Annotated in this window: 11 protein-coding genes; 10 read left to right on the top strand and 1 reads right to left on the bottom strand. The window is 63.5% G+C overall.

Translation table 11 applies throughout. From position 1 onward, the window contains the following. The first annotated feature begins 8 nt into the window (after positions 1-8). The 3 genes from FJ222_05630 to FJ222_05620 all read left to right on the top strand — a co-directional run bounded on the left by FJ222_05630 (position 9) and on the right by FJ222_05620 (position 5564). A complete protein-coding gene (locus FJ222_05630; protein ID MBM4163904.1) occupies positions 9-782 on the top strand; it encodes a 3-ketoacyl-ACP reductase in 774 nt (257 codons plus the stop codon). A 67-nt stretch (positions 783-849) separates the two neighbouring features. After that, positions 850-2268: a polyketide synthase gene (locus tag FJ222_05625; protein ID MBM4163903.1), complete on the top strand. Its 1419-nt coding sequence runs from the start codon at positions 850-852 to the stop codon at positions 2266-2268. After that, positions 2265-5564 carry a 4'-phosphopantetheinyl transferase superfamily protein gene (locus FJ222_05620; protein ID MBM4163902.1) on the top strand — a complete coding sequence of 1100 codons (3300 nt, stop codon included), beginning with the start codon at positions 2265-2267 and terminating at the stop codon, positions 5562-5564. The genes FJ222_05625 and FJ222_05620 overlap by 4 nt, the downstream gene beginning before the upstream one ends. A gap of 6 nt (positions 5565-5570) precedes the next feature. Here FJ222_05620 and FJ222_05615 read toward each other — a convergent pair whose 3' ends face one another. Continuing rightward, positions 5571-6572: a cation transporter gene (locus FJ222_05615; GenBank protein ID MBM4163901.1), complete on the bottom strand. Its 1002-nt coding sequence runs from the start codon at positions 6570-6572 to the stop codon at positions 5571-5573. A gap of 145 nt (positions 6573-6717) precedes the next feature. On the opposite strand from FJ222_05615, the gene FJ222_05610 reads away from it, so the two are divergent. The 7 genes from FJ222_05610 to FJ222_05580 all read left to right on the top strand — a co-directional run bounded on the left by FJ222_05610 (position 6718) and on the right by FJ222_05580 (position 12147). Beyond that, positions 6718-7845: a DUF3592 domain-containing protein gene (locus FJ222_05610; protein MBM4163900.1), complete on the top strand. Its 1128-nt coding sequence runs from the start codon at positions 6718-6720 to the stop codon at positions 7843-7845. Continuing rightward, entirely contained in the window at positions 7842-9035 is a 1194-nt protein-coding gene (locus tag FJ222_05605; GenBank protein ID MBM4163899.1) for an aminopeptidase P family protein, read from the top strand. Before FJ222_05610 ends, FJ222_05605 begins: the two co-directional genes overlap by 4 nt. Positions 9036-9043: 8 nt before the next feature. Further along, positions 9044-9361 carry an NGG1p interacting factor NIF3 gene (locus FJ222_05600; protein ID MBM4163898.1) on the top strand — a complete coding sequence of 106 codons (318 nt, stop codon included), beginning with the start codon at positions 9044-9046 and terminating at the stop codon, positions 9359-9361. Between the two features lie 22 nt (positions 9362-9383). Further along, positions 9384-10781, top strand: a complete 1398-nt coding sequence (locus FJ222_05595) for a hypothetical protein (protein ID MBM4163897.1) — start codon at positions 9384-9386, stop codon at positions 10779-10781. Between the two features lie 87 nt (positions 10782-10868). Continuing rightward, positions 10869-11444: an Asp/Glu/hydantoin racemase gene (locus FJ222_05590; GenBank protein ID MBM4163896.1), complete on the top strand. Its 576-nt coding sequence runs from the start codon at positions 10869-10871 to the stop codon at positions 11442-11444. Next, positions 11363-11563: a hypothetical protein gene (locus tag FJ222_05585; GenBank protein MBM4163895.1), complete on the top strand. Its 201-nt coding sequence runs from the start codon at positions 11363-11365 to the stop codon at positions 11561-11563. Before FJ222_05590 ends, FJ222_05585 begins: the two co-directional genes overlap by 82 nt. Continuing rightward, positions 11560-12147: a hypothetical protein gene (locus tag FJ222_05580; GenBank protein MBM4163894.1), complete on the top strand. Its 588-nt coding sequence runs from the start codon at positions 11560-11562 to the stop codon at positions 12145-12147. The genes FJ222_05585 and FJ222_05580 overlap by 4 nt, the downstream gene beginning before the upstream one ends. Positions 12148-12269 lie beyond the last annotated feature (122 nt).

The raw sequence follows: 12269 nt of genomic DNA, 5'->3' as shown, positions 1-12269 counted from the left end.
GAGTAACCATGAACAAACCTGTTGCACTCATCACCGGCGGTTCGCGGGGGATCGGCTACGGCTGCGCCCTCCGTCTGGCCGATGCGGGCTTTGACATCGCCATTGGCGATGTTCGCCCCGAGGCCGACTGCGCCGAGGCGCTCGATGCCCTCCGCGCACGCGGCGCATCCGTCCTCTACGCAATCTGCGACATTTCAAACGGTTCGCAGCGTGCCGCGCTCATCGCCCGGATCCGCCAGACCTTCGGCCGTCTCAACGTCCTCGTGAACAACGCAGGCGTTGCGCCGAAGGAGCGCAACGACATCCTGCAGGCGACCGAGGCGTCGTTCGACTTTGTGATGTCGATCAATCTCAAAGGGTCCTACTTTATGACCCAGATTGCGGCGAACTGGATGATCGAGCAGAAGCAGGCGACTCCCGACTTTGTCGGCTGCATCATCAACATCTCATCGATCTCATCCACCGTTGTCTCGGTCAATCGCGGCGAGTACTGCATCTCCAAGGCTGGCGTCTCGATGGCGACGCAGCTCTGGGCCATGCGGCTGGCCGAGTACGGACTGCAGGTCTACGAGATCCGCCCCGGCGTGATCGCGACCGACATGACCGCAGGCGTCAAGGCCAAGTACGACGCCATCATCGCCAATGGCGGCATTCCCCTCCAGCGCTGGGGCACCCCCGACGACATCGCCCGCGCCGTCACCTCCCTCGCCCGCGGCGATCTCCCCTACTCCACCGGCCAAGTGATTCTTATTGACGGCGGCATGACCACCCAGCGGCTGTAGCGGCGGAACGGGCTGAGGATACCCGTTTATCCTTGCTCATCCGCCTCTGTCGGGCTACTCTCTTCTCATGGCCACACCCCGCGCAGACGCAGAGGCTATTGCGATTGTCGGCATGGGATGCCGTTTCGCCGGCGTCTCGGGACCGGCTGCGCTCTGGGATCAAGCCATGGCGTGCCGCGCCGATTTTTCGGATCATCCCGATCCGGCCGCGCTGCGGGTTGTTGATCCATCTTCATCCCGTTTCGACTGCCTACCGACACGCCGGGGCGCATACCTGAAGGGGTTGTACGCCGTGGACCCCGATTTGCCGGTCCTGGCGGAGGGCGATATCGGCAGCGATGATCCCGATGCGCTGTTTCTCGCGCAATTGACCACCGAGGCGCTCCGCGATGCGGGCTTCACGGTACGCAACGCCCCGGCGGGACGCGTCTCCCTGGCCGTGGGCTACGCGCCCCCGTTCACGCCAGCCTCGACCGCCTGGCTGATGCAGACGTTCGTCGCCGACCAGATCAGCGCCCTGCTGCACCGCTTCTTCCCGGACGCCTCGGAAAACGACCGTCTCGCGCTTCTCAAGCACCTCAGACAGGCGTTGCCGCCGGTCGGCGAGCCGGTCTTCCGGCAGGCATTCCCGCATGCGCTCGCGGCGCAAACCGCCAGCCGCTTCGGGTTCTCAGGCACCGCCGTCGTCGTCAATGCGGGGAGTGTCTCGGCCTTGGCGGCGATCCGGGCGGCAACCGACGATCTGCTCGCGCACCGTAGCGATTTGGCGCTCGCGGCAGCCCTTCAAGGTCCCATCTCGCTCGCCGCGCTTTTCGGCATCGCGGCCATCTATCCCCTCACCCCCGTCGGAACACCCGAGCCCTTCAGCCGTGATGCGGCGGGCACGCTCCCGGGAGAGGGTGGCGGGGTGCTTGTGCTGCGCCGGCGCGCCGACGCCGAGCGCAACGGCGAACGGATCTATGCGCTGATCAAAAGCGTCTCGATCGCCTCGGGCGTGAAATCTCCGGCAACCGAAGGTGACGCCGCCACGATCATCGAGCGGGCGATTCGCGAGGCGTCTCGCGAGGCAGATGCGTCCCCCGAAACCTGCGCCTATGTTGAGACGAATGGTTCGGGAATCGCCACCGAGGATGCGGCTGAGTTGGAGGCGCTGAGTTCCATTTTTGGCGGCCGGAAGGGCTTTCGCCGCACGCTTGCGCTCGGGACGGCCAAGGCATCGATCGGGCATACGTTGGCCGCCTCCGGCCTCGCCGGTGTCTGCAAGTCGGCCTGGGCGCTCGCGCGTCGGGTCATCCCGCCCACCATCGCCGTTGAACGCCCCCACCCCCGGTTGACGCAACCCGACGCGCCGTTCTACCTTGCGTCCGAGCCCCGTCCGTGGATCCACAGCCGCAACCTCTCGCCCCGCCGGGCCGGCGTCAGCGCGTGGGATAGCGAGCGCCTCGCCGCCCACTGCCTCCTCGAAGAACACCCGGAGGCGCCATGACCCCGAAACGCTCGGTTCATGCGGTGTTTGACTCGGAGCTGTGCCTGATCGGCGCGCCGACCGACGCTGAACTGCACGGCGCGGTCGTTCAGGCGCTGACCTTTCTCGACCATGCTCCCGTTGTCGCCCTCCCCGATATGGCCTTCACCACCGCGCAAATGGCACGCCAGCTCCCGGCCGTCCTGGCGGTGGTCGCCACGTCCGTCGCAGATTTGCGCGACAAGCTTCGCATCGCCGAGCGCAAACTGCGCGAGGGCGTGTCGCGCATCCGAGACAAATCGGGCCTCTATTACACCCGGGAGCGGCTCGAACAGCAGGGCGGCCGCATCGCCTTCGTTTTTCCCGGCGAGCTGTCGCCCTATCCGCAGATGTTGTGCGACATCTGTATCGCCTTTCCGTGCTGTCGTGCCGCATTTGACGAGACCGACGACGTCTGCGCAGGCTTTCCCGACATGCTGCCGATGAGCGAATGGGTCTTCCCCGCCTCGCCCGCCTCGCGCGGCGCGCCCGGCAACCCGCTCTTCACCCTGACTGGTGCCATGCTCGCCGCGCACACCGCCAACACCGCATTGGCCCGCCTCTTGAATCGGTTCGATATCCGGCCCGACGCCGTCGTCGGCCATAGCATCGGCGAGTTCGCCGCGCTCGAGGCCGCCGGCTGCTATGGCGCGCTTGCCCGCACACGCCGGATCGCCATGTTGCGCGACGGCATCTCGCTGCTTTCGCAACTCGACAATCATCCCCGCATCCCCGAGGCGGTGATCCTCGCTGTGGAGGGCGCCTGCAGCCGTGAGCGAATTGCCGACTGGGTCGCCCGCTATCCCGGACGCATCACCCCCGCCATGCAGAACGGCCCCTCGTTCACGCTTCTGGCGATCGCGCCCGATAGTGTGTCCGAGATCCGCGCCGAACTTGACCGGGACCGCATCCGCCACACGGTCATGCAAAGCCGTCTCCCCGGCCACACCCCCTGGTTCGCGCACGGCCTGCCGCCGATCGAGCAACACCTCTCGACCTGGATCACCCAGCCGCCGACCCTCCCGCTCTACTCCTGCGCCAGCGCCGCCGTCATGCCCAGCCGGGCTTCGGGCGTGGTCGCCGCCTGCCTCGGACAATGGACGCAAACCGTCCTGTTTGATCAGACCATCGAGGCCATGTATGCGGACGGCATCCGCATCTTCATCGAGGTTGGCGCCCGCGGCCTGCTCGCGCCCCAGATTGGTGAGCAGCTTGGCGACCGGCCGCATCTGGCTCTGGCGGCCAACCGCATCCATCGTTCCGATGTGCTGCAGCTTCATCATGTTCTGGCTCAACTGGCGGCGCACGGTGTCGGCTGCAACGCAGCGGAACTCCACCGCACCCGCAACTCGCGCCTCCTCGCGCTTGATCGGCCCGATGCGGTGCCGCCGCGCACCGAAGCGGCCGTGAGGCTGGCCTCCGCACTCCCCGAGATCCGCCCGTTTGATCTTCCGTTCACGGTCGCCGGACGCCCCGATGTGCGGACGCACACCTTCTCCCTCCCGGCGATGCTCAGACGCGGCGACTTCGGCGCCGAGTGCCCGCTTCTCGTGGCGGCCGAGGTCGTCGCCGAAAAGCGAGGCGTCTCGATTGAGCTGCTCAAAACCCTTTCACCCGACGACTACCCGTTCATCCGCGATTGTTCGCTCGGCACCGACCGATCGGCGCCATCAGGAACACCGCTGCATGGTCTCACCGTTCTCTCGATCACAACCGGTTTGGAGCTGATGGCCGAAGCGGCGCGTCGGCTGGTGCCGCGTAAACGGCTCGCCCAGGCGCTCAATATCCGGGCGCAGCGGTGGGTCGGATTCGTGCGCAACGCCAAACAGCTGAACATCAAGGCGGAGGTTGTCGAGTGGAACGACAAACGGACGATCGCCGTACAGGCGCGCCTGTTCGATCCGGATGAGTCCTTGCAGTTTGCCACGCATTTCGCCGAGGCGACATTCCTGTTCACGAATTCATCGGCGCGTGACGAACGCATCCTGCCGCCACCGCTGCAGGATCCGAAACCGGCCGACTGGACCGGAAGCGACATCTATCCAGACCGCCTGATTCAGGGTCCGCTCTTGCAGTCCGTGCGCCGCGTCACCCAGCGCGGCGCGGACGGTCTGGACTACGAGCTGGCGGTCCTGCCGCGCGCGGGTCTGGTCCGACACACGCCGATCCCCCTGTTCACCTGCTGGCCGCAGATTCTCGACGGCATCGGATCGGGCGTGATGCTGTGGAATGCGGCCGAGCCGTTCAACGGATCACTCTCCATGCCGTTCCATATCCGCAGCATCCGTTTCCTGACGGCCGCACTGGCTGAGGGCGCCTCCCTGCGCTGCTACCTGAGGATCAAGGACACCACCCCGAAATCGCACGTCGCCAACATCCAAGTCACCGACGGACACGGTCGGATGCTCGTCGATATCACCGGCTGGGAGGATCTCCAGTGCCGGATGCCCCAACCGCTTCACCGCCTCATCATGCGCCCGCGTGACAGTTATCTCTCCCAGGCGTTGCCTAAATCGCTGTTTGGCAACGTGGCCGCATCGGTGGTCGGCGGCATCGTGGCCGACATCCCGCCGCCGCTGTTCGAGATAAACCAGGAAATCTGGCTTCAGGCGCTGGCCTTCACGATCCTCAATGCCGCCGAACGCGAGGAATGGTTCTCGATGACGGGGGCGCCGGGACGCCGCGTCGAATGGCTGCTGGGCCGGGGCGTCGCGAAGGACTGCGTCCGGCGCTACCTGCTCGATTGCCATCAGCAATTGTGGGCCTCCTCAGACATTCCCATCTGGGCGGACGACTCGGGCAAGCCGCATCCGCACGGTGCTTGGCAAGACAAGACACCCCTGTTCATCGACTTGTCGATCGCCCACACCCCGGGCCTCATCGCCGCCGCTATCGTTGCCAATGCCCGAATTGGCATCGACGTCGAGCGGATCGGTCGCGAACTGAGCGAAGACCTCACCCGCGGGGTCTTTACGCCCGAGGAACACGAGCTGGCCGCGCGCTCCGGCGAAGGCCCCATCGCCATTCTCCGGTTCTGGTGCGCCAAGGAGGCGCTCTCCAAGGCTCTGGGCACGGGCATCCGTTACAGCCCGAGCGATTTGCGCGTCTGCGAGTTGGATGCCGCCACAGGAACCCTGAGCATGACGGTCACCGGACAGTGGCTCAACGCCTTTCGCCAGCTCCGCGGACACACCATCCCGGTCAAGACCACGCTGTTCCAGGAGCACGTCTTCGCCTCCTGCGTCCTCCCCCTCGGCATTTCCGGCGGCGTCGTCTGAGCGGCGTCACAGCCGGATCAGATCGCGATGCGCGCCGTCGTCGTGCGGGTTGACGTGGATCATCACGTCGCCCACCTCCGGGTGGTTGCGGAAAACCAACTGCTTCACGCAGTCGGCGATGGCGTGCGAGGCCAGCACGGTCATCTGTGGGTCGATTTCCAGCTTGAGGTCGATGATGAGGAATTGCCCCGAACGGCGGCCGCGGATCTCATGAACATGCTCCACCCCCGCGACGGCGGCCGCGTCTTGCCGGATCGCCTCGAGCGCGACGCGCGGCAGCGCGGCGTCAATCAGATCGTCAAACGCCTGCTTGAACGTACCCGCCCCCATGCGGATGATGAACACCGCCGTCACTGCGGCCATCGCCGGATCGAAGTAGAACCACCCGCACGCCGCCGCGCCCGCGCCGACCGCGGTCGCCACCGAGGAGAGGGCGTCCTTGCGGTGATCCGCCGCCAGCGCCTCCAGCGTGGGGCTGCCCAGCAGCTTCGCGCGGATGCGGGTGTATCGGGCCGCCGCCTCTTTCGTGACGACCGTCAACAGCGCGACTGCTGGCGCCGCCCAGTGGACGGTTTCGACCTGGTGAAAAATGATCACATGGGCGGAATCGACGACGAGCCACAGACCGGTGGCCAGAATGCCGATGCCGACCAGCAGCGCCGCCAGACTCTCGATCTTGCCGTGCCCGTAGGGGTGGTCCGGATCGTACGGCTTGCGGCTCATCCGCATCGCCCACAACATGGCCGCCGAGATCAACAGGTCACAGCCGCTTTCAAACCCATCGGCCCGCAAGGCGGCGGAACGCCCCCAGATGCCGGCGCCGAATTTGGCCAACAGCAGCATCACGTTGAGAGCCACACCCAGAAAAATCACCCGGTCGGCGAGATCAAAACGGTCTTTACGTTCTACATATCTTTTCATGATGAGCCCGTGTGGGCCGCCTGTGTGTGGTGAGACGCATCCACGCGCGCTTGAGACTGCCTTAGCAAAGCCCCAATTTGCACCCATAGTACTGTGCCGAGACGCAGGATGTCAACGGTTTACTCCCGATGGTCCGATTACTCCCGAATTGACGCCATGCCCCCTTCCGCATACACTAACGCACGTTTAGCCCACCCAGGTCTGGAGGGGCGGGAGCACGGAGGCAGCGCGTATGGCGTCTTCTAAACAAGCGGCTTTTTTAATTCCATGCGGCCTAATCTTCCTGGGCGTTGGCGCGGGATTCGGTTTCTTTTCGGTGCGCACGCTGCTGCGCGCCGAGACGATGCGCGCCTGGCGCGAGACCCCGGCCACGGTGCTCGCGTGCAGTCTGGACATTTCCCGCGGGTCCAAGGGAGGGTCAACCTACCGCGTGTCGGCTTCCTACCGCTACGAGGCGGACGGCCGGTCTCACATCGGCGAAAGGGTGACGCTTCATTCCGGGTCGGATAACATCGGCCGTTTCCACCAACGGGTCCATGCGACGCTGGATGCCTGCAAGCGAAACAACCAGCCCACGACCTGCTGGGTCAATCCGGCTGACCCGACAGAGGCCATCCTGATCCGCACCATCCGACCCGAACTCGTTGTCTTCTTTCATCTTTTCGTGCTCGCCTTCGGCGGCGTCGGCCTCGGCATCGTGGTCTATGGCCTAACCCTGCTGACCCCCAGAAAAGTGACTCGTGATGGCCTAATCGCCATGCGTGACCCCTATGCGCACTGCGGGTTGGTCGCCGTGGCCGTCGTCCTGAACGGCTACATCGGTTGGACGCTGTGGATGGAGTGGCGCGTGCTGTCCCCCGATCTCCTTCCGTGGTATGCGTGGCTTCCCGCCGCTGCCGGCCTGCTGCTCGCGATCATCGCCGGGCACCGCTGGGCGCGATTCCGGCGCTTCGGCGTGAGCGTGCTGGCGCTTTCGTCCGCAACCGTTGTGACCGGCGGACCCCTCTCCGGCACGCTGCGCATACCCGCGAAGCGGCCGTTCAACGCCGACGTGGAGCTGAAGCTGACCTGCGTGCGCCAGTACACCACCGGAAGCGGCAAGCACCGGAGCACGAACCGCGATGTGCTGTGGCAGGATGAGACCTGTGCGCCCACGCACGCGTCCGGCGCTTTCGAAACACCGGTGCCCGTGCGATTCGCACTTCCGGCCGATCAACCCGCAACGACGGCCAATGGCGGTTGCGACGGCGTCTATTGGCAATTGACCGCTTCCGCCAGCATGACGGGAGTGGATTACAAGGCCGTCTTTGACATTCCGGTGCGTCAAACCAAATCCTCCGTCGATCCGTTGCCGTCATGAAACCACTTCCCGCCCCATTGCTCGCCGACCTTCCGCTCCGCCACGACAGGCTGCGCGCCGCGCTGGCCGCCGCGCGCGCCGACGCGTTGATCCTCACGCTGAACGCCGACCTGATTTACGCCTCTGGAACCGTTTTTGGCGGATGGTTCTATCTGCCGGCATCGGGAGCACCGGTTTGTTTCTTCCGCCGACCGTCCGACTTCGCATCGCGTATTCCCGGTTTCGAGGCTGTCGCTGTCCGCCGCCCGGATCAGATTGCGGAGCACCTCGCCGCCGTCGGCCGCCCCGTTCCCACCCGCCTGCTCCTCGAGGGCGACGAACTCCCCGCCTCGGAATGGTTCCAGCTCGCGCGGGTCTTCCCCGGCGCCGAGCTGCTCAACGGCACCCCGCACATTCGCCTGGCGCGGGCCGTCAAGACCGACTACGAACTCGCCCGTATGCGCACCTCCTGCCGCCTGCACGCCGAAACCATCGCCACGTTCCCCGCGCTCTACCGGCCGGGCATGACCGATCTCGAGTTCTCAATCGCCCTGGAGCACGCCATCCGCCTGCGCGGCAGCCTCGGCCTATTCCGCGCCTTCGGCGGCCGCATGGAGCTGTTCATGGGAAGCGTGCTCGCCGGCGACAACGCCGAAACGCCGTCGGCGTATGATTTCGCCCTGGGCGGAGCGGGGCAGGATCCGGCCATCCCCGTCGGCGCCACCGACGCGCCGCTCAGGCCCGGCACGACGGTCATGGCGGACATCGGAGGCAACTTCACCGGCTACATCTCCGACTGTTCCCGCACCTACGCCATCGGCGACCTCCCCGGCCGCGTCCGGGATGCGCACCAGGTCTCGATCGCCATCTGCGAGTCGCTGGCCGCCGCCGCCCGACCCGGCGTCCGCTGCGACACCCTTTACGCGCTGGCCCTGAAACAAGCCGAATCGGCCGGATTTGCCCGCCATTTCATGGGCTTCGGACAGCAGGCCAAGTTCGTCGGGCACGGCATCGGCATCGAGATCAACGAGCTGCCGGTGCTGGCGCCGCGATCCGACGCCGTGCTGGAAGCCAACATGATTCTGGCGCTCGAGCCCAAATTCGTCTTTCCCGGCATCGGTGCCGTTGGAATTGAAAACACCTACGCCGTCACCGCCGCTGGTTTGGAAAAGCTCACCTGCTGCGACGAGTCGCTCATCACGCTTGCCTGAGGCCCGTCATGTACAAGCTCACCGTCTACGTCCCGGCCACCCATCTGGAAGCGGTCAAGACCGCGCTCTTCGACGCCGGGGCCGGCCGTCAGGGCGCCTACGACCGGTGCGCGTGGCAAGTGCTCGGGCAGGGCCAGTTCCGTCCGCTGCCCGGCAGTTCGCCGTTCATCGGTCAGGCCGGATCGGTCGAGTCCGTCGCGGAATACCGGGTCGAGATGCTCTGCCCAGAGGATCGGGCCACCACCGTGATCCGCGCCCTGCGGGCCGCCCACCCGTACGAAGCGCCCGCCTTCGACCTGGTGCATCTGCGCGACATTACGGGTTAGCGCGAGGAGTCCATTTCCGATTATGAAACACCACGTGCTGATCGTATTCGTGCTGCTGAACGGGTTTAATTCCGGCGCACAATCCCTTAACAATACCAAACATGATGGTTACCGTCCGATTTGGTTTGAACTCCGGCAGAGATTCGAATACGGCGATAAATACTCGGGTGCGCTGGGCACCTACACGGCCGATCATATTCCACTGGCCATCTATTCTGCAAAAGCCGATAAGACCTTCTTTGTTTATGGAGGAACAACCGTTGAGAAGGAGCGTCACCTGCTGTGCATGATTGGCGAATTCGACCACAAAACCGGCCTGGTTTCAAAGCCCACCGTGGTTTTCGACAAACCCGGGGTAGACGATCCTCACGACAATCCTTCCCTGATGATTGATGACGAGGATTACCTGTGGGTTTTTGTCAGCGGTCGCGGACGTAGACGCCCCGGATTCAAATACAAAAGCAAAAAACCACTCACGATTAACGAATTTGAGCAGGTTACCGAAGAGGAAATGACGTATCCGCAACCCTGGAACACCGCTTTGGGATATTTTCACTTCTTTACCAAATACGCCGGTTCGCGGCAGTTATTTTTCGAAAGCAGCGCCGATGGCACGCATTGGACGGACGATCAACTGCTTGCAGCCATTGCCGAAAACACAGGGGAGTCGTCGGGGCATTATCAGGTCAGCACTATTTTTGGCGGCAACACGCTGGGCACCTTTTTCAATCGGCACCCACAGGGAAATGTCGATAAGCGAACTGACCTGTATTACCTGCAGACGGACGACTTGGGAAAAACCTGGAAGAACGCGGGAGGTGAACCGGTTAACGTACCGTTGCTGCAGCCTGAAAATCCTGCGCGGGCGTTGGAATATCAGTCACAAGGAAAAAATGTTTATATCAACGATATGGGTTTCGATAAAGACGGAAAACCGATTTGCCTCTATATCCGAAGCGGCGGTCACGAACCCGGACCTAAAAGTGCGCCCTACGAATGGTGCTTAACAAAATGGACGGGACGCCAATGGGAAACCACCGTCATCACCCAGTCAGACCACAATTATGATATGGGAAGCCTGTACATTTCTGAAAATAAATGGAACGTTATCGGGCCCACTGAACCCGGACCACAAAAATGGGGCGTTGGGGGTGAATTGGCTATCTGGGAATCCACTGACTGCGGCAAAAACTGGAAAAAGACGCTCCAATTGACGTCCGGAAGCACGTTCAGCCATTCGTATGTCCGCCGACCGGTTGACTACAAGCCGCCGTTTTGTTTCTTCTGGGCCGATGGCGATTCGCACACATTCAGCAAATCAGAATTATATTTTGGAGATGAAGAGGGAAACATCTGGAAGTTGCCGTATGACATGAAAGAGGATTACGAAAAACCGGTGAAAATGGGTCAGCGCAAATAGACTGCGTGAGCAACTGGCGTTTTCTCTTCCCCCATAATTTTGAGGTCTTGTAGTCTGTACAGATTTATGAAAGAAGGAGCGCGTGACATGAGCCAGCCGCAGACCCTCGCCCTGATCCATACCAGCATGGTCTTTCTCACCGTCGAAACGATGATGAAGGATCTCTTCGCGGAAATCCTGCCGGGAGTCCGGTTGATCAACATCGTGGACGATTCGCTGTTGCCGGACGTCATGAAAGTCGGCGGCATTCCGCCCGCTGTCACGTCCCGCATGGCCGATTACATCGTCGCAGCGGAAAAGACAGGTGCGGCTGCCATCCTGTCGCTGTGTTCCTCGCTGGGCCCGGCCGTGGATGCCGCCGCACCGCGCGTGAAGATACCGGTCATTAAGATCGATCAAGCCATGGCCGAAAAGGCCGCTGCTGATGGACAGCGCATCGGCGTCATGGCCACGGTGCCGACCACCCTGGGCCCGACTTGCGACCTGATTCGGGCGCAGGCGGATCGTGCCGGCAAGGCCATCTGTATCGAGCGATGTCTTGTGGCAGGTGCTTTCGAGTCGCTGATGGCGGGCAAAAGGCGGTGCACGACGAAAAGGTCTTCGATGCCGGACGGGAACTGGCTGGCAAGGTGGATCTCATCGCCTTTGCACAAGCTTCGATGACGCGCCTGGCGCCCCGGATGGGCGAGTTGACCGGACGCTCGGTGCTCACCAGCCCGCGGCTCGGCATCGAGCGCGCCAGAGATGTTCTGCAAAGTCTCCGGCAGGAGGGCGGTCGTTGATTGACACCCCAGCCATCGTGGTTTTTGATGACGATCCCACCGGCACCCAGACGGTGCATGGGGTGAGCGTACTGACGACCTGGGCTGTCGCGGACTTGGAGAAAGTCCTGCGCACGGAGCGGCTTTTTTACCTGCTCACCAACTCCCGCGCCCTGACCTCGCGGGAGTCGGAAGCCCTGCACCGGGGTCTGATGCGCAACCTCCTTGCCGCAGCCCGGACTGCAGGCCGTGAAATCGAGATCGTGAGCCGCTCCGATTCCACGCTGCGCGGCCATTATCCGCTTGAGACCGACGTGATCCGTGAGGAACTGGAGCGGGCGAGCCGACCGGTGGACGCCGAATTAGTGATCCCGTTTTTTGGGGAAGGCGGACGGGTGACCCGGGACGATGTTCACTACGTCATCGAGAATGATCGGCCGACGCCCGTTTCAAAAACTGAATTTGCGCGCGACTCCACATTCGGCTACCAACACTCCAACCTGCGGGAGTGGATCGCCGAGAAAACCGCCGGACGTATTCGCGCCGAAGACGTGGGATCGGTGACCCTGGCCGATATTGCCGCGGGGAGTGCGGCCGTGGCGTAAGCGTCTCACCAACCGCATGTCTGCCGGGCGGCGAGGACCGGGTCAACCAGCGGGAAGAGTTGATGCCTGGCGCACCCATCGTTCGGGAATGAGCGATGAGATTTGGCCGGTCGTCATCAGCG

The organism is Lentisphaerota bacterium, assembly GCA_016873675.1.
GTDB lineage: Bacteria > Verrucomicrobiota > Kiritimatiellia > RFP12 > JAAYNR01 > VGWG01.
This window is presented reverse-complemented; position numbering and strand designations above follow the sequence as displayed.

Coding starts and splice junctions, on each gene's coding strand:
- FJ222_05630 (MBM4163904.1), top strand. CDS start 9: ATGAACAAACCTGTTGCACTCATCACCGGCGGTTCGCGGGGGATCGGC.
- FJ222_05625 (MBM4163903.1), top strand. CDS start 850: ATGGCCACACCCCGCGCAGACGCAGAGGCTATTGCGATTGTCGGCATG.
- FJ222_05620 (MBM4163902.1), top strand. CDS start 2,265: ATGACCCCGAAACGCTCGGTTCATGCGGTGTTTGACTCGGAGCTGTGC.
- FJ222_05615 (MBM4163901.1), bottom strand. CDS start 6,572: ATGGGTGCAAATTGGGGCTTTGCTAAGGCAGTCTCAAGCGCGCGTGGA.
- FJ222_05610 (MBM4163900.1), top strand. CDS start 6,718: ATGGCGTCTTCTAAACAAGCGGCTTTTTTAATTCCATGCGGCCTAATC.
- FJ222_05605 (MBM4163899.1), top strand. CDS start 7,842: ATGAAACCACTTCCCGCCCCATTGCTCGCCGACCTTCCGCTCCGCCAC.
- FJ222_05600 (MBM4163898.1), top strand. CDS start 9,044: ATGTACAAGCTCACCGTCTACGTCCCGGCCACCCATCTGGAAGCGGTC.
- FJ222_05595 (MBM4163897.1), top strand. CDS start 9,384: ATGAAACACCACGTGCTGATCGTATTCGTGCTGCTGAACGGGTTTAAT.
- FJ222_05590 (MBM4163896.1), top strand. CDS start 10,869: ATGAGCCAGCCGCAGACCCTCGCCCTGATCCATACCAGCATGGTCTTT.